This is a genomic window from Actinocorallia populi, from assembly GCF_002995495.1.
Taxonomy (GTDB): Bacteria; Actinomycetota; Actinomycetes; order Streptosporangiales; family Streptosporangiaceae; genus Actinocorallia; species Actinocorallia populi.
Map to the genome: position 1 here is coordinate 25,411 of NZ_PVZV01000003.1, position 16,709 is coordinate 42,119.

The 16,709-nt window shown below is 70.3% G+C and carries 14 protein-coding genes; 6 read left to right on the top strand and 8 right to left on the bottom strand.

The window, feature by feature from the left end:
• Window position 1: 1 nt before the first annotated feature.
• The 4 genes from C2865_RS13280 to C2865_RS13295 form a co-directional block, all read right to left on the bottom strand.
• Window positions 2–1,186 (bottom strand): amidohydrolase family protein, encoded by a 1,185-nt coding sequence (locus tag C2865_RS13280; protein WP_198653298.1) that lies wholly within the window; start codon window positions 1,184–1,186, stop codon window positions 2–4.
• Between the two features lie 101 nt (window positions 1,187–1,287).
• Window positions 1,288–1,698, bottom strand: a complete 411-nt coding sequence (locus C2865_RS13285) for a nuclear transport factor 2 family protein (protein WP_198653299.1) — start codon at window positions 1,696–1,698, stop codon at window positions 1,288–1,290.
• A complete protein-coding gene (locus C2865_RS13290; RefSeq protein WP_106398775.1) occupies window positions 1,695–3,983 on the bottom strand; it encodes a CoA transferase in 2,289 nt (762 codons plus the stop codon). The genes C2865_RS13285 and C2865_RS13290 overlap by 4 nt, the downstream gene beginning before the upstream one ends.
• A gap of 4 nt (window positions 3,984–3,987) precedes the next feature.
• Window positions 3,988–4,944, bottom strand: a complete 957-nt coding sequence (locus C2865_RS13295; RefSeq protein ID WP_106398776.1) for an LLM class flavin-dependent oxidoreductase — start codon at window positions 4,942–4,944, stop codon at window positions 3,988–3,990.
• A 125-nt stretch (window positions 4,945–5,069) separates the two neighbouring features.
• On the opposite strand from C2865_RS13295, the gene C2865_RS13300 reads away from it, so the two are divergent.
• The 4 genes from C2865_RS13300 (at window position 5,070) to C2865_RS13315 (ending at window position 8,837) form a co-directional block, all read left to right on the top strand.
• Window positions 5,070–5,480, top strand: a complete 411-nt coding sequence (locus C2865_RS13300; protein WP_106398777.1) for a Zn-ribbon domain-containing OB-fold protein — start codon at window positions 5,070–5,072, stop codon at window positions 5,478–5,480.
• 15 nt (window positions 5,481–5,495) lie between these two features.
• Window positions 5,496–6,677: a thiolase family protein gene (locus C2865_RS13305; RefSeq protein ID WP_106398778.1), complete on the top strand. Its 1,182-nt coding sequence runs from the start codon at window positions 5,496–5,498 to the stop codon at window positions 6,675–6,677.
• 31 nt (window positions 6,678–6,708) lie between these two features.
• Entirely contained in the window at window positions 6,709–7,551 is an 843-nt protein-coding gene (locus C2865_RS13310) for an SDR family NAD(P)-dependent oxidoreductase (protein ID WP_106398779.1), read from the top strand.
• Window positions 7,552–7,631: 80 nt separating this feature from the next.
• The gene (locus C2865_RS13315) at window positions 7,632–8,837 is read left to right on the top strand and encodes an amidohydrolase family protein (protein ID WP_106398780.1); all 1,206 of its coding nucleotides are present in this window, start codon (window positions 7,632–7,634) and stop codon (window positions 8,835–8,837) included.
• A gap of 21 nt (window positions 8,838–8,858) precedes the next feature.
• Here the strand turns inward: C2865_RS13315 and C2865_RS13320 are convergent, their stop codons facing one another.
• The 3 genes from C2865_RS13320 to C2865_RS13330 form a co-directional block, all read right to left on the bottom strand.
• On the bottom strand, window positions 8,859–10,724 hold the full coding sequence (locus tag C2865_RS13320; protein WP_157963690.1) for a hypothetical protein: 1,866 nt from the start codon (window positions 10,722–10,724) through the stop codon (window positions 8,859–8,861).
• 460 nt (window positions 10,725–11,184) lie between these two features.
• Window positions 11,185–11,607, bottom strand: a complete 423-nt coding sequence (locus C2865_RS13325; protein WP_106398782.1) for a hypothetical protein — start codon at window positions 11,605–11,607, stop codon at window positions 11,185–11,187.
• Window positions 11,608–12,296: 689 nt separating this feature from the next.
• The gene (locus C2865_RS13330; protein ID WP_198653300.1) at window positions 12,297–14,684 is read right to left on the bottom strand and encodes an ATP-binding protein; all 2,388 of its coding nucleotides are present in this window, start codon (window positions 14,682–14,684) and stop codon (window positions 12,297–12,299) included.
• Between C2865_RS13330 and C2865_RS39355 the strand changes: the two genes are divergently transcribed.
• Entirely contained in the window at window positions 14,677–15,138 is a 462-nt protein-coding gene (locus C2865_RS39355) for a hypothetical protein (RefSeq protein ID WP_198653301.1), read from the top strand. The genes C2865_RS13330 and C2865_RS39355 overlap by 8 nt on opposite strands.
• A 76-nt stretch (window positions 15,139–15,214) precedes the next feature.
• The gene (locus tag C2865_RS13340; protein ID WP_106398785.1) at window positions 15,215–15,415 is read left to right on the top strand and encodes a DUF397 domain-containing protein; all 201 of its coding nucleotides are present in this window, start codon (window positions 15,215–15,217) and stop codon (window positions 15,413–15,415) included.
• 78 nt (window positions 15,416–15,493) lie between these two features.
• Here the strand turns inward: C2865_RS13340 and C2865_RS13345 are convergent, their stop codons facing one another.
• A complete protein-coding gene (locus C2865_RS13345) occupies window positions 15,494–16,678 on the bottom strand; it encodes a cytochrome P450 (RefSeq protein ID WP_106398786.1) in 1,185 nt (394 codons plus the stop codon).
• Window positions 16,679–16,709: the final 31 nt, after the last annotated feature.

A 16,709-nucleotide genomic window follows, 5' to 3' on the forward strand; every position in this document is an offset into this window, starting at 1 on the left:
GTCACGCCCCCACCGGGGAGTGGTCGCGCAGCCCGAGCAGCCCGGCGGTGTTGCCGCGCAGCACCTTGCGCGCGACCTCCGGCGGGCAGCCGTCCAGCCGGGGAACGTAGTCGCGCGGCTCCCGGAGCCCTTCGGGGTGGGGGTAGTCCGAGCCGAACAGGACGTGGTCGGGCCCGATGAGCCCGAGGAGCTCGTGCACGTCGTCCTCGGGGAACGGGCAGATCCACAGGTGCTCGGCCAGCGCCTCGCTGGGGCGGTCCGGGAGCCGTCCGCCGATCATGGGGCCGCGCCGTCCCAGCGCCGCCGCCTTGTCGACGGTCTTCATCAGGTGCCTCAGCCAGTTCGACCCGTTCTCGATGGAGAGGATCTTCACCTCGGGGTGGCGGCCGAAGAGGTTGTGCAGCGCCAGCGCGGTGAGGGTGTCCACCAGCGGGCGCTCGGTGTTGCACAGCGCCCACTGCAGCGGGGACTGCCGGTGCGAGGGGTTGGCGGGGTCCTCCGACCACAGCCTGCCGTAGAAGTGCTGGTAGCCGCTGTTGGAGACGTGGAAGACGACCGGGATCCCGGCCTGGGACACCGTGTCCCAGAACGGGTCGAAGACCGGGTCCGCGGGCGACCTGCCGCCGGTCGGTCCCGGGCACAGGTGGACCAGGCGCGCGCCCGCGCCGATCACCCGGAGCAGCTCGGCCACGGCATGCTCGACGTCCAGGAGCGAGAGCATGGGCACCGCGAAGATCCGTCCGTCGTCCCCGTAGCCCCAGTCCTCCTCCAGCCAGCGGTTGAACGCGCGCAGGCTCGCATACGTCAGCTCGACGTCGTCGCGCATGTCGTTCTCCACGGCGACGCCCATGGTGGGGAGCATGACGGTCGCCTCGACGCCCTGCTCGTCCATCAGCGCCAGGCGGGCGCCCCGCTCGGTGAACTCCGGGTGGTCCCGGGCGTTGATGACCTCGCGGTGGGTGAACCCGTCGGACACCCCGCCCACGAACAGGCCCTGCAGCGCGCCGGGGGCCGAGGCGTGGTCCCCCGGCATCACGCTCATGAACGTGCGCCCCTCCCGCAGGAAGATCCGGCCGAGCCCGTCGGGCCCCCGCCTGACCCGCACCGTCTCGTCCCGGAAACGCGGCTCGATGTGGCGGGTGAAGCAGTCGTCGGGCTCGTAGTAGTGCCCATCGGCATCGATCAACGGGTAATCCATCGCCGTGCAACCTCCGGACCGTCCACTGCCGAGATCGAATTAAGTAAGTGAGTAACCATTTACTATGGTCCATCGTGCCCGTCCGCCTGTCAAGAACGCGGCGGCCCGTCCAGGGTGGCCAGCAGGGCGTGGGTGTCCTGCTGGAACACCCGGATCTCCCGGATGAGGCCGTCGGCGGCGGTGAACAGCTCGACGACGTCGACCGTGGCCGAGCGGCCCGTGGCCTTGGCCGTCCAGGTCTGGGTGGTGACCTGGACGGCCTGCTCGCCGCCGTCCAGGACGCGGGGGCCGGTGATCGTGCGGTCCCAGTGGCGGGCGAAGAGCACGCCCATCTCGGCCATGCCCGCACGGCCGTGGTGCCAGCCGCCGTGCGGCAGCGAGGCGGGCTGCTGGATGCGGAAGTCCGGGTGCAGCAGGGCGAAGGCCGCCTCGAGATCGCCGGCCGTGAAGCGGCCGTTCATCTCGCGGACCAGCCCGGCCGCGTCCTTCGCCCCGTTCACGGCCGCTCCTCGTCCAGTTGCCGGGCGGCCTTGGCCGCCAGTATCGCCTCGGTCTCCCAGCGGGACAGGCCCAGTTCGGCGAGGACCTCCACGGTGTGCTCGCCGACGCGCGGAAGCATCGGCCTCGGGCCTTCCGCCGGGCCGGGTCCGTAGCGCAGGAGCGGACCGATCTGTTCGAAGCGGCCCCAGTCCGCGGTCTCGTAGGCGATGACCCGGCCGATCCGGCGGTTCACGGGATCGTCGAGGACCGTCCGGCGGAACCCGTCGCGGTCCAGGGGCTCGATGGGCTCGACGAGCAGGCCGAGACCGCGCAGCCGGTCGGTCCACACGGCCGCGGGCTCGGCGGCGAAGGCCGCCTCCAGGACGGCTTCCGCCTCGCGGGCGGCGGCGTCGGCGGCTCCGCCGCGCAGCGGCGCGTACGTCTCCGGGAGTTCGCCGACCTCCGACCCCAGCCGCCGCCAGCCGTCCGCGTCCGGGACGACCAGCGCGAACCAGGCGCCGTCACCGGCTTCGTAGATGCGGTAGCCGGGTCCGTATCCCGTCTGCTCCGCGTCGAGCCCGGGGCCGGGCACCGGCTCGCCGTCCCTGATGAAGACGCCGCTGTGCGTCAGCATCCCGGCTCCGAGCAGGCTCGTCACCACGCGGCGGCCCCGGCCGTCGGCGGCTCTGGCGTACAGCCCGGCCATGATGCCCGCCGCCGCCGTCCACCCGCCCGCCATGTCGACGGGGATCCAGGTGGCGGCGATCGGGTCGTTGCCCTCACCGCCGACCGCCCGCTCGAACCCGGTGACGGCCTGCATGAGCGCGTCGTTGGCGGGGAGGCGGGCGCGGGGGCCGGTGTCGCCGAAGGCGCTGGCGTGGCAGTACACCGCGCCCGGGTTCAGCCGGGCGACGTCCTGCGCGCCGATGCCCAGCCGTTCGGCCACGCCGACCCGGAAGTTGTGCACCACGACGTCGGCCCACGCCAGCAGCTTCTCCACCACGGGCCGCGCCTCGGGTGCTCCGATGTCGAGAGCCAGGCTGCGTTTGCCGCGCTGGCACGCCGCGATGGCGTAGGCGGCGGCCCGCATGGCCTCGCCTCCGGGCGGTTCGATCTTGACGACGTCCGCGCCGAGGTCGGCGAGGACCTCGGCGGCCAGCGGGCCCGCGACGAACGCCGAGAAGTCGGCGACGCGCAGACCCGACAGCAGTCCCCGCTCTCCGCCGGTCGTCCGGCGCCCGGCGGGCTTCTCCTCGCTGAGGGAGGTGAGGGAGATCGGTGAGCCGAGGACGGTGTCGTGGTGCTTGCCGTCGGTGCGGTCGACGGCCAGCCCGATCTCCTTCAGGTGCGGGTCCGCCAGCGCCTCGCCGGGGCCGAAGACCGGCTCGCACGCCACTCCGGCCTCGCGGAGCTCGGCGATCCACGCGTCGCGTGGCTTCTTCGCGAACAGGGAGACCCACCGCTCGGCGCGGACGCCGAGCCTCCCGGTCATCTGGTCGGTGTAGTAGCCCTCCTCGCTGGGCTCGTCCCCGAGCACCCCGATGAGCGCGGCGTACATGCCCTTGCCGCCGAACCACACCTGGACGAGCTCGCCGTCGGCGCAGCGGTAGAGGAAGTTGGGGAAGGTGGAGCCCTTCTCCCAGTACCCCTCGATCTCGGGTGCCGCCCGCTCCGACCGGCCGATCATGCAGCCGAGCGTGGCGAGCATCCCGTCGTACAGGGAGGTCTCGGCCCAGCCGCCCTCGCCCTTCAGCACACGCCGTCGCAGCAGCCCGAGCACCGAGACCGTCAGCAGGGACGCCGCGCCGATGCCGGGCGCCCGCACGTCGACGAAGACCGGGCCCGGCCGGTGCCCGTCGAGCTGGGTGCAGAATCCGGCGGCGGCCTCGACCAGGAGCCCGTAGTCGGCCGTCGTGCCCTTGGCCGTACGGCCGGACCGGCACCGCGCGTACACCAGCGTCGGGTTCGCCTCCGCCAGGTCGCGGTAGCCCAGGCCGCGCCGTTCCACGAGTTCCTCCGGGCCGTAGACCAGCGCCACGTCGGCTGTGCGCAGCAGCGCGAGGATCTCGTCCGGGTCGTCGGTGGCGACGATCCGCTTGTCGCGGTGCCAGGCCCGGCCCCAGGGCACGTCGGCGTCGATGGGCGCGGGACGCGTGCCCGTCACGCGCGTCACCCGGGCGCCGAGGTCGGCGAGCAGCAGGCCCGGCACTCCCCCGGCGAGACCGAGTCCCAGGTCGCTGACACCGGCGGCCACCTCGACGACGGACAGTCCCGTACACGGGCGTGCGGCGGAAGGAGCGTTCACGACATCACCTCACCGAAGCGGGGACGGACAGGCGCGGGAGGACCTCTTCGGCGGCGAGCCTGACGACTTCGAGGGTGTTCTCGTGGGCCGCCGGGGAGATGACGATGTGCCGGGCGCCCGCGTCGACGTAGGCCTGGAGGCGCGCGGCCACCTCCTCGGGAGTGCCGGCGGGGGCGATCCTGTCGAGCATGGCACCGGGCTTGTCGCCGTAGGCGGAGCCGAGGAAGCCGACGACGTCGTCGCGGGCCCGGTCGCCGTCGGCGCGGATGGAGCAGTAGACGTACGCCATCCATGCGAAGTCCGCCAGGTCCCGGCCGACCGTGCGCGCCTCCTCCTCGATGGTCTGCACGGAGCGGGCGTAGGCGTCCGGGGAGACGAGGTAGGGCATCCAGCCGTCGCCGAGGCGGGCGGCACGGCGCATGGCGGGTGCCTTGCGGCCGGAGACGACGAGCGGCGGGCCGCCCGGTCGCATCGCGGATGCCGGTGCTCCCGGCGGGCGCACCGGGCGTAGTTCCAGGTCGTCGAAGGAGTGGAACCTGCCGTGGTGGCTTACCGGGCCGCCTTTCCAGAGCTTGCGCAGGATCGCCATCCCCTCGTCGGTGCGGGCGCCGCGCTCGCTCACGGGCACGCCGACGGCCTCGAACTCGTGGCGGAACTCCCCGCCGACGCCCACGCCCACGGTGACCCGGCCGCCGGAGCGGGAGTCGAGGTCGGCGAGCTGCTTGGCGGCGAGCACCGGCTGGTAGAGGGGCAGGAGGAGGACGGCGGTGCCCACCCGCACCCGCTCGGTCCAGGCGGTCAGCAGGGCGAGCCGGGTGATCGCCTCGCCGGTCCCGCTCGGCGGCAGGACGTGGCCGCCCTGCCAGACCGACGCGACCGGGAGCCGCTCGACCGCCGCCAGCCAGTCGCGGTCGGGTTCGGGGATCGCCGCCGCCCCGAGGGTGATGCGATCGCCTGGCACCGCGTCTCCTTAGGCCTCCCGGCGTCCGGTCCGCTCCGGCCGCACCGACCCGAAGATAGCAAACGCTCACTTTTTTATGTAGTAGTAAGAGAATGACATTCTCCCCCACCGGAGGCCGAACGTACATGGACGCGACGACCGGGATACCGCCCGCCGTCACCGAGGAGACCGAGCCGTTCTGGACCGCGGCGCGGGAGGGCCGCCTGCTCGTCGAGCACTGCCCGGCCTGCGGCGCCGAGTCGTTCCCGCCGCGCGGGATCTGCCGCTCGTGCCGGTCCAGGGACACCGGGTTCCGCGAGGTCACCGGCCGCGGCGAGGTCTACAGCCTCACCGTCAACCACCAGCGCTGGCTCCCCGGCCTCGAGGTGCCCTACGCCGTCGTCCTCGTGGAGTTCCCCGGCCGTCCCGGCGTGCGGGTGGCCGGACGGCTGCGGGGCTGCCCGCCCGAGGACGCCGCCGTCGGCATGGCCGTCGAGATCGGCTTCGAGCCGGGCCCCGGCGGCTTCGCCGTCCCCAGCTTCATCGCCGCGAGCTGAACGGAGACTCCCCTCTTGGGCACCGACCTCTTCGAACGCCGGGTCGTGATCTCCGGTGTCGGCCAGTCCGCGATCGGCCGCCAGGTCGACCGGTCCGGCTTCCAGCTCACGCTCGACGCCGTCCTCGCGGCGGTCGCCGACGCGGGTCTGGCCGTCGACGACATCGACGGCCTCGCCATGTTCCCCGGCGGCGGCGCGGCCAACCTGCCCGGTTACGCCAACGGCAACCTCTACGAGGTCCAGGACGCGCTGCGGATCACGACGACCTGGCGGCAGGGCCTCAACGAGGGCATGGCGCTGCCCTTCTACGGCCCCGCGCAGGCGGTGGCCACCGGGCAGGCCCGCCACGCCGTCATCTGGCGGACGGTGAAGGAGGGCAGCGCCGCCCGCAACGCCGGCGGCCGTCCGGCATACGGGTCGACCAAGCCCGTCGCGGAGGGTCCGCTGGCCTGGCTGCTGCCCGTCGGCATGCTGTCGCCCGTCTGCCAGATCGCCCCCTACGCCACCCGCTACATGCACGAGTACGGGGTCACCCGCGAGCAGCTCGCTTGGATCCCGGTGACGCAGCGGGCGCACGCCGCCCTCAACCCGGACGCCGTCTACCGGTCGCCGCTGTCCGTCGAGGACTACCTCGCCGCGCGCATGATCTCGACGCCGATGTGCCTGTACGACTGCGACGTGCCCGCCGACGGGGCCACCGCCGTCGTCGTCTCCGCGGCCGAGACCGCGCCCGACCTGCGCGCCCCCGTCCGCGTCGAGGCGATGGCCGGAGTCGTGGAGGGGCGTCCGTCATGGGAGCAGTGGGAGGACATGGGGCGGGTCGGGTACGGCGCGGCGGCGGCGATGTGGGCGCGCACCGACCTGCGTCCCGGTGACGTGGACACCGCCCAGCTCTACGACGGTTTCACCATCGAGGCCGTCTGGTGGCTGGAGGCCATGGGCTTCTGCGGGCCGGGCGAGGCCGGGGCTTTCGTGGAGGGCGGCAAGCGCATCTCCCTCGGTGGAGAGCTGCCGCTCAACACCTGGGGCGGCCAGCTGTCCGGCGGCCGCCTGCACGCGGCCTTCGGGCACACCGCCGAGGCGGTGCGGCAGTTGCGCGGCGAGGCGGGCGCGAGGCAGGTCGAGGGCGCCGAGGTCGCCGCGGTGACCAGCGTCGGCGGCATCGAGGCGGGCGCGGCGCTGCTGACGCGCTGGTAGCAGGACTCATCACACGAGCGAAAGGGATTCCATGGTGGAGCGCAGAGGCCGGGTCGAGGGCAAGGCCGCGATCGTGACGGGGGCGGGTTCGACGCCCGGCCCGGGGATCGGCACGGGGAAGGCGACGGCGGTCGTGCTGGCCCGGGAGGGCGCGAGCGTGCTGCTCGTCGACCTGTACGCCGAGCGCGCCGAGGAGACGCGCAAGCTCATCGAGGCGGAGGGCGGCCGGGCCGAGGTCTTCTCCGGCGACGTCTCCCTGTCCGCCGACTGCGAGGAGATGGTCGCCGTGGCCGTCGAGGCGTTCGGGACGGTCGACATCCTGGTCAACAACATCGGCCGCGCCGCGCTGGGGACGGTCGTCGACACCTCCGAGGAGGACTGGGACCGGGCTTTCGACATCAACCTGCGCACCGCGTTCCTGGCCTCCAAGCACGCCGTGCCGGTGATGGCCGCCCAGGGGGCGGGCTCGATCGTCAACATCTCGTCGATCTCGGCCCTGCGCGGCGACGGCACGGTCGCCTACTCGGCGGCCAAGGGCGGTCTGATCGCCATGACCGTCGACATGGCGTACGCGCACGGCCGCCAGGGCGTCCGGGTCAACGCCGTCGCACCCGGGCACATCACCACGCCGATGGTCATGTCGGTCTCCGCGCCGGGCCCGCGCGCGGAGTTCATGAACACGATGCGCAGCGAGGCGGGCCTGCTGGGGACGCCCGGCGACGGCTGGGACGTCGGCTGGGCCGCCGCCTTCCTGGCGAGCGACGAGGCGCGGTGGATCACGGGTGCCGTCCTGCCGGTGGACTCCGGGGTGCTCAGCGTGACACCGCTGATGATGGCCCCGCATCTGCGCGGCGTCCCCGACCCGCAGGCCTGACCCGTTGCGCGCGCGCAGCCTCGAGCCTAATGTAAGTGAGCACACACTCTCTTAGTCGGACGCAGAAGGAGCCCCCGCGCATGGCCGACCAGGACGCGACCGAGACCGCGCTGTGCGAGCGTTACGCGGTCGCCGACGTCGACTCCCACATCATCGAACCCGCCGACCTGTGGACGTCCCGCATCCCGACGTCCAGGTGGGGCGACCTCGTCCCGCACGTGCGGTTCCACGAGCGGCGGCAGGAGGACGTCTGGTACATCGGCGACCACAAGCTGTACGGCGTGGGCGCCTTCGCCCAGGCGGGCTGGGCCGAGTTCCCCCCATCGCACCCCAAGCGCCTGTCGGAGGCGCTGCCCGCCGCGATCGACCCCAAGGAGCGCCTGGCCTACAACGACCGGGTGGGCGTCCACTACCAGGTGATGTATCCGAACATCGTCGGCTTCCACAGCCACCGGTTCCTCAACCAGATGCCGCGCGAACTGGCGACCCTGTGCGTCAAGGCCTACAACGACTGGGTCACCGAGTTCTGCTCCGCCGACCCCAAGCGCCTCATCCCCATGATGATGCTCCCGTTCTGGGACATCGACGAGTCCGTCGCCGAGATGAAGCGCGCCCACGAGATGGGCCACAAGGGCGTCCTGTTCGCCGCCCGCTACGACAAGGTCGGCCTCCCCCGCCTCATCGACGACTACTGGGAGCCGCTGCTGGGCCAGGCCCAGGAGATGAACCTCAGCATGAACTTCCACGTCGGCTTCCTCGCCAGCGACGAGGACCTCAAGGGCGCCGTCGACCAGTCCAAGAAGGAGGACTTCACCCGCGAGAGCTCCCTCGTCCTGCTCGGCAACGCCCAGAACATCGCCGAAGTGGTCCTGACCGGCGTCTGCCACCGCTACCCGGACCTGAAGTTCGTCTCCGTCGAGAACGGCGCCGGCTGGCTCCCGTTCTTCAGCGAGACCATGGACTGGCAGTGGCTGAACGTCGGCGCCCACAAGGACTACCCCGACCGCCTCCTGCCCAGCGAGTACATGAAGCGCCAGATCTACGGCATGTTCTGGTTCGAACGCCAGTCCGTCCGCTCCGTCATCGACCAGCTCGGCGACAACCTCATGTTCGAGACCGACTTCCCCCACGCCACCAGCCTCTCCCCCGGCCCCGCCTCCGAGTCCCCCAGCCCCCGCGACGTCATGGAAACCGCCCTCGGCGGCCTCCCGGAGGACACCATCGGCAAGGTCCTCCAGCACACGGCGACAAAGCTCTACAACCTGGAACCCCCGGTCCGAGGCTGACTCCGAAGGCGCTCCCCAGGCTTACGAGAGTCCGAGCAACGCCAGTGAGAGAGCACGAAGACGATCGTCGTCGGGGACGAGGGAGGTCGAGAAACACGGTTCGTCTTCGACGGTGCGACGCCGGGAATGCGCCCACTCATCGAGATGGGGGCGGATTCCCTCGGAAACAACCTCGGTCTCCAGCAGCCCCTCCAGCGCACGTATGCCGACCGGCGAGGGACCGGCCAACCCGGTCAGGACCGGGACGGCACAGGCGTGTGGGTCGCCGGTGATCCTGCGGTGCGCGTCGGCGGCGTGCAGGCGAGCCCACTCGTAGGAATGACCGAGGAACCTTTCGACACGTGGCAGGAGGGGTGCTCCGGCGGGACCGAGAAGCGCGGTGTCCTCCAGGAACCGGTGATTCGTGGAGAGGGCCAGCCGCTCCTCCAGCAGAACGATGGCCGGTTCCACGGGCCCGCCCGAGCGGGCCGCCGCGACCGCCGCGGCGACCGCGAGTTCCTCGGCACCGTCCCGGGCGATCTCGCCGAGCAGTACGGCGAGTTCGGCGTCCACCACGCCCCAGCCGCCGAATCGTCTGACGGTCCGGGCGGAGACGCGGCGGGCGCGCAGCAGTTCCTTGAGCTCGGGCAGCAGCACGGCGACCGCTTCAGGCGTGAGCACGGCCAGGACCGCGTCCAGCTGGTCTCCCTCCCAGATCGGGCTCCACGGCACGTGCGCGCCGGGGACGGCCGCGCGGAGGGCGATCCGCTGGTGATCGAGCCGGCCGGTACGGGCGGCGAGGACGGCCAGTGCGGCGGGGCGCGGGGCGGGCACTTCGGTGAGCAGGCGCTCGTCGCCCAAACCGCCGAGGGCGAACTGGGCCACGTGAGCCGCTTCCCCGTCCTCGCTGCGGGAGTACGCGAGCAGGACGTCGGCCAGCGCGGTGCGCGGTGGCCGGACGGTGCGCGGTGTCCAGCGCGCCAGCGTCTTCAGTGTCCGCGAATCCGCCCTCCGTTCCAGGGCCAGGCCGAGGAGTTCCACGGCCTCGTCCTCCCGGTCCCGCCACATGGCGGCGAGCCGCCCGGCCATGTCGGAGCCGCAGCCGTCGTGATCGCCTTCGTCTATCCACCGGCGTGCCACCGCCAGCGTGCTGTCGGGGTCTTCGTCGAGCACCTCGTCCATGCGGTCCCGGATGAAGCCGAGCCCGGGGAACGGCCCCCGATCCCACACCGTTCCGGAATGGCTTCCCGCCTCGGCCAAGACCTCCACGAGCGCCGGGGTATGCGGTGCGCCCTCCTTCTCCAGCAGCGTCAGCGCCGCCACAGCGCGTACGGCGGGCGACGGGTCGTCCAAGGCCTCGTGCAGGAGGCGGCCGACCTCTGGGTAGAAGCCGAGGCAGGTCAGCGCCAGCAGCACATCCGCACGGATCTCGGCCACCGGATCCGCCGCGTACCGACCAGCCAACGACTCCAGCACGATCGGCACGGCATCACCGGCCGTCATCGACGCGAGGCGGATGACGGCGCGCCGAACGTCGGCGTCATCGTCGTGCAGGAACGGCAACAGTGCCGGCATGGCGGACCCCACCAGAGCACGCCCCATCTCCTCGTATCCGCCGCACGCAGGCTCGCCTTCCCCGGCCGCTCCCGCAAGCATCCCCAGCACCTCCGCCCGCCGGTACGGAACGTGCACGGCGACATGCACCAGGAAGGGCACGGCCTCAACGGTGGCCGGATAGACCGATCCCTGATGCAGAAGGGCGGATTCCAGCTCGTCGAGGGCCTTGTCGTAGCGCCCCGGATCACCGGTGTACAGCTCTCGAAGCAGATCCGGAACGCCGCCCGCGTCGCCGTACGCGTGCCAGTGCGCCGCCCAGTCGACGGCCTCGAGTTCGTCAGGTGATCTCACGGTCAGCACGGTAACCGCCTCCTCTGACAACGCCCGGCCCGTGCTTGGGAGGTGCGGCCTTCCGGGCGGTGTGGTCAGCGGTGGCGGCCGGAGCAGTAGAGGTCATGGAGTGCGGCGACGAGGACGGCGATCAGGAGGACGGTGCCGATGACGCCCAGGGAGGTCACAGGGCCTCCTCGATCTCGGTCTGGGCGGCCAGGGCTTCGGCGAGGAGTTCGCAGGTGTCCTCGATGAGGGTCATGGCCGGGCCCGCGGTCAGTTCCTCGGGGGTGAGGTGGGAGCGGCCGAGGCGGGTGGCGATGAGGGCGGTGCCCTGTGTCGTGGGGCGGATCAGCCAGGACGGGTGGAGGGTGCGGAGCGTTTCCCACTGCCGGTTCGTGTGCGGGTCCTCTGGTCGCGGGTCGGGTTCGTCGCGACCAGGGTGCGGGCGGGCGGTGGTCTGCCGGCTCTTTCCGAACGGTCAGCAGCCGGGCGGGACGGTGGTGTCGGCGCTCATGGTGATCCCGGTCCCGGGTTTCGGGTCGAAACGGGGCTGGACGGTGGCGGGGTCGGGGATCACAGGGGCGGGGACGGGAACGCCGAAGTCGGTGTAGGTGATGAGGGTGTCGGACGTCAGTCCGGCTGCGACGCGTGTGGTGGGGCCGGTGTGGAGGGGGCGCAGGTCATAGCGGAGCAGGGTGCCGGTGGTCTCGTCGAGGTACAGGTCGATCACGAGGGTGGCGGCGGGGCAGTGGGGGTCCGGCATGCGGGCGATGGTCTGCTTGCGGAACATGTCGACCAGGCCGGTGAACCTGCCGGCGGGACGTCCGCGCACGGTGGTCGTGCCTTCGTCGTGGACGTAGGTGAGCGCGCGCTCGTAGCTCGTCCAGGTGATCCATTCCACGGCGTCCAGGACCCGCCACGGCTGCCGGGAGTCAGGCGGATGGTCGGGGTGTACTGGTCGTCGCCGTTCAGGACGGTCTCGATCCGTGAGGTCCGCAGGGTGCCGTCGCCGCCGCGGTCGGCGCTGGTCCCGGTGATCCGGCCGATCCTGGCGCGGTAGTCCATCAGCCCGGTCGTCTCCCGGCTCTTCAGCGTCCTGTGCTCGTCGCGCACCTCGGTCCTCTGCTCCTGGCGGGTGCTCGTACGGTTCCCCGTCCAGCCGTGGAAGGCGGCGAGCGCCTTCCTTTCGCGTTCGCTCGCCGCCGGAAGAACGGTGTGCTCGGACCGGCAGGCGTTCCCAACGCCAGCAGCATGACCATCAGAACACAGCGGATCCGCGACATGTCCACCCTTCAGCCGACACACAACGAAAGGATAATTTCAGACCGGATAGTTCACCGTTCCGCCGATTCACCTGAGGGCGATCAGGCCCGTTTGCCAAGAACGGGCCCTTTTCTCTTTGCCGTTCTCCCGTTTCGCGACTTCCGCGAAGCAATGCATGGCCAAGGGCAAGGACTCCTGGTGGCGTGTCATCAAGCGAAACTCGAACCGTTCAGGGGTTCTGACATGGCGCTTCCGCCGATGGCCGCGGGAGAAGCAGCGATCGACGCCGAACAGTCGACCGATGTCTCTCATCCGGACGGCGCACGCTCAAGGCGGTCCCTCTGCCTGGTCGATTCGCGAGCGCACTTCTGCGGCCAGGGGCGAAGCGACGTCCTCCAGCAGAACGAGGGCACGCCGCAGATGAAGGACTCCTTCGTCCCGCCGGCCGAGCTCGAGGGAGAGGTCTCCCAGAGCTCTTTCGGTATCGGCTTCCTTGCGCTTGTCTCCGAGCGTTCTGTACACGTCCAGGCAGTTCTCCAGATGGGAAAGAGCCGTGGACTCCTGGCCGGTCTCTACGTACGCGACTCCCAAGCTGTACAGCGCGTCGGCCTCCCCCAGCCGGTCTCCCAGCTCGCGGTAGGTAAGAAGAATCCCTTGCAGATCCTCTAGAGCTCGAGCTCCGAGACCGGACATGACCCGAACGTCCGCGATACCGTGCAGCACGCGTGCTTCACCCACCGCGTCACCCAGTTCGCGGTAGACCGGAAGGACGGCCTGGTAATGGTCCACGGCTTCCGGCCCGCGGCCGGAGAGACGGTGCGTGTCCGCGATGCTGTGCCTGGCGCGTGCCTCTGCGAGGCGGTTGCCCGCGCCCTGGTAGGAGGCGAGGGCCTGCTCGTAGATGTCTATGGCGGTGCCATAGCGCAGCTGCATGCGCTCCAGATCACCGATGGAGTGCAGGACTCTCGCCTCGTGGTGCGCGTCGTCGAGTTCCCTGTAGATGTTCAACGCCTGCTGATAGAGCGTCAACGCCTTCTCGTGGTCGCAGGTGAGCCGGGCGATGTCGCCCTCGAGGAACCTCATGTCGGCGCCGCAGGCTCGGTCCCCGAGTTCATCGCACCATCGCGCCGCTCTGTGACACAGTTCCGCTGCGTCGGTCCAGTATCCCTTGAGCCGCAGGAAGTAGGCCATGGCGCGGGCCAGACGGGCGGCGCGTGCTCCTTCACCGGCGTTCACCGCAAGTTCCACGCAGGCGTGCACGGTGGGCCGCTCGTTCTCCAACCATGCGACGGCCTCCGTGTGGTCGGAGAACGACGGCAGGACCGCCGGACTCATATCGACCGCGTCCTCCATGTCCCGGAAGCCGAGAAGGTTGATGATCCTGTCGACCCGGATCGTCATCACCGTGTAGTAATCGATGAGCCGGTTCCTGGCTGCGATGATCTCGCCGGGTGTGTCCTCGCCCGCGCGGTGCCTCGCGTACTCCCGTACGAGGTCGTGCAGTTGGTAGCGCCGGTACATGGGTTCTTCGAGCAGGTTCTGGTCGACGAGAGCGTCCAGCCGCCCGGCGGCCTCGGCGACCGTCGCACCGTCGAGCGCGGCGGCGGCATGGACTCCGAAGTCATGGTCGGGGTGAAGCGCCAGCCTGCGCAGGAAACGTCTCTGCTCCTGATCGAGCGATTCATATGAAAGGTCGAAAGCAGACATCAGCACTTCATGCCCCATTAGCACCGCTTCACGCCCAAATCGGTCGGCAGTCAGCTCTGCGAGCAGATCCTGGACGCTCCAGGCGGGGTGGAGGACGAACTGCCTGGCGACGAGCCGCAGAGCCAAAGGCAGGTGACCGCAACGAGAGGCGATGTCCTGCAGTTCGTTTGCGGCGCCCGCCACTCGTTCCCGGTCCGTGGACCGGGTCAGGAGCCTGATGGCGTCGCGGTCGTCGAAAGTACCCAGCACTATGGTGCAGCCCCCGTCCACGACCATGCGGCGGCGGCTTGTGACGATCACCGTGCTCGGGCCGGAGGGAAGGAGAGCCAGCACCTGGTCGGCATCGGCGGCGTTGTCGAGAAGAAGCAGGATCCGGGAATCCGCGGTCTCCGAGCGCCACAGCGAAGCCCGCTCCTCCAGAGTCTCGGGAATCTGCCGGGCCGGGATGCCCAGCGCGCCCAACAGCGCCTCCAGCGCTCGTTCCACTGTTACCGGCGGTCGATCCGTGCTACATGCGTGCAGGTTGAGGAAATACCTGCCGTCCGGGTGCGCACCCGCGATCCGGTGTGCGGCCCGCACCGCGAGCACGGTCTTGCCGACTCCCGCCATTCCACTGATCGTGCAGACGGCGGGCGGGCCGGAACCCGTATGCCGTGGGCTGCCTTCTATCCGCGCCAGTTCTTCTTCCCGGTCGACGAAGTCCATGAGGTCGGAGGGAAGGCCGTGCCGTATCCGCACGGGGATGGCGGAGGCGATCTGCGCCGCTTGGGCCGGCCCGAGCAGTTGTTCACCCCTGACACCGGCGATCTCCCGCTGAGAACGCTGCGCCTGCGACAGGCCCACCGCCGCCACGACCAGACCGGCCGTTCCCATGAAAGCACCCACCACGCTGCCGAGCTGGTCCGCCGTTTCCAGGCCCAGGTATACGACCAGCGTGCCGAACCCAGTCACCGACAGCCCTATGGCCACCACCGACAGAACGATGACGATCCGACGCCGTATGGACACCGCGCAATCTTCCGCCCCCGCCAAACCGGAAGGGAACAAGGTCCGGCAAAAAGTCCACAACCGGCAATATTTTCCTTTACCCTTGGTCCAAGGTGTATCGGCCGTCGCGCACCTCGACTTCTGCTTCTTTCACGACCGCCCGCGAAGTGGCGGCAGAGCCCATGACAGGGGCTCCCAGGAGGGGCCGGTCATGCGGAGCACGATTTTCGGAGAAGGCGGAACATTCGTCCGGCTGTGGGGGCACCTCAGCGACACCGGCCATGCGCCGATCCTGCTGCCCGGATTCCCCGAGTACCGCGAGCGAGAGCCGGGAGCCGAATCCATCAAGCTGTTCTGCGGACTGCTTCTGAACGGCCTGTTCCAGACCCCGGACACGATCCAAACGATCATGCAGATGGTCAACGAACCCTCGACCGCCGCAGAGCAGACGACCGAAAGGCTGGATTCGCCGTAACGTTTGACCTGATTCAAGGCTACGCCCTACGGGAAAGCGACTCCCTTGTCTTGATCAGGACCGTGTTGGAGGAACTATGAGGCAGAGCTCTGAGCCGCAGTGGCGCAAGAGCAGCCGCAGCAGCCACGAGGGGGGCAACTGCGTAGAGGTCGCAGAGCTGTCCGGCAAGATCGGCGTACGCGACTCCAAAAACCCTTCCACACACATGCACGCGTTCGAAAGAACCGCTTTTCGAGCCTTCCTGCACGCGGTCAGGACAGGCCGCCGCCACGGGTAAGTCCGCTTACCTGCGAGCCCGTCCTCACACGTTCCTGAAAGAAGGGCAGGCTTCTCGAGAGCCTTTCCTTCGAACGGTTCAGGGGAGGCGGACCGGGAGGGTTGCCCAGCCTCGGACGGTGGAGGTGGGGGCGAGTTCGGCGGCGGCGGTGTCGACCTCCCATTCGGGGAAGCGCTTGAGGATCTCCTCCAGGACTATGCGGCCCTCGAGGCGGGCGAGGGCGGCGCCGAGGCAGAAGTGGGCGCCCTTGCCGAAGGTGAGGGTCTGGCCGGGTCTGCGGTGGATGTCGAAGGTGTCGCCGTCGGGGAAGCGGCGGTCGTCGCGGTTGGCGGAGCCGGTCAGGAAGAGCATGGAGCTGCCCGCGGGGACGACCTGGCCGTGGAGTTCCACGTCCCGGGTCATGTAGCGGGCCATGTGGTGGGCGGGGGGCTCGTAGCGCAGGAGCTCCTCGATGGCGGCCGGGATGAGGGCGGGGTCGGCGGCGAGTTCGCGGCGCTGGGCGGGGTGGTCGGCCAGGACCTTGCCGGTCCAGCCGATGAGGCGGTTGGTGGTCTCGTTGCCGGCGCCGGCGACCACGGTGACGTAGGTGAGGATCTCCTCGCGGGTCAGCCTTCGGCGGGTACCGGTCTCGTCCTCGAACTCGGCCTGGAGCAGGTCGGTCATGATGTCGTCGGAGGGGTTGTCGGCGCGCCAGTCGATGTACTGGCCGAAGGCCTCGCCCGCCAGGAAGTCGAGGTCGAGTTCCATGGGCTTGCCCTCCTCGGTGCGGAGGTTGTCGTCGACCCGGTCGCGGATGGCCTCCTGGTCGGCCTCGGGGATGCCCAGGAGCATGCCGATCGTGCGCATGGGGACCTGGGCGCCGAGGTCGGCGATGAAGTCGAAGCCGTCGGCTCCGGTCAGGCGGTCCAGGCTGCGGGCGCAGAAGTCGCGGATCTTCGGCTCCAGGGCGAGCACCTTGCGGGGGGTGAAGATGCCGGAGAGCAGTTTGCGGTGGACGGTGTGCAGCGGCGGGTCCTCGAAGATGATCACGCCGGGCGGGAACTCCATGTCCGCCTTGATCAGCTCGAGGATCGCGCCCCGGCCCGAGATGAAGGTCCTCGTGTCGTTCAGGCCCGCCTCGGCGTCGTCGAACCGGCTGACCGCGTAGAAGCCGTGCTTCTCGTTGTAGTACAGGGGCGCCTCCTCCCGCAGCCTCCGGTACACCGGGTACGGGTCGGCGTCGATCCCGACGTCATATGGGTCGTAGTAGACGTCGTCGGCCATGGGGGTCTCCTCTTCGGGGCGGGTGGTGCCG

Bases quoted from the DNA above. Each gene is read 5' to 3' on its own strand.
- C2865_RS13310 (WP_106398779.1), top strand. From the start codon at position 6,709: ATGGTGGAGCGCAGAGGCCGGGTCGAGGGCAAGGCCGCGATCGTGACG.
- C2865_RS13345 (WP_106398786.1), bottom strand. From the start codon at position 16,678: ATGGCCGACGACGTCTACTACGACCCATATGACGTCGGGATCGACGCC.
- C2865_RS13340 (WP_106398785.1), top strand. From the start codon at position 15,215: ATGAGGCAGAGCTCTGAGCCGCAGTGGCGCAAGAGCAGCCGCAGCAGC.
- C2865_RS39355 (WP_198653301.1), top strand. From the start codon at position 14,677: ATGGACACCGCGCAATCTTCCGCCCCCGCCAAACCGGAAGGGAACAAG.
- C2865_RS13315 (WP_106398780.1), top strand. From the start codon at position 7,632: ATGGCCGACCAGGACGCGACCGAGACCGCGCTGTGCGAGCGTTACGCG.
- C2865_RS13300 (WP_106398777.1), top strand. From the start codon at position 5,070: ATGGACGCGACGACCGGGATACCGCCCGCCGTCACCGAGGAGACCGAG.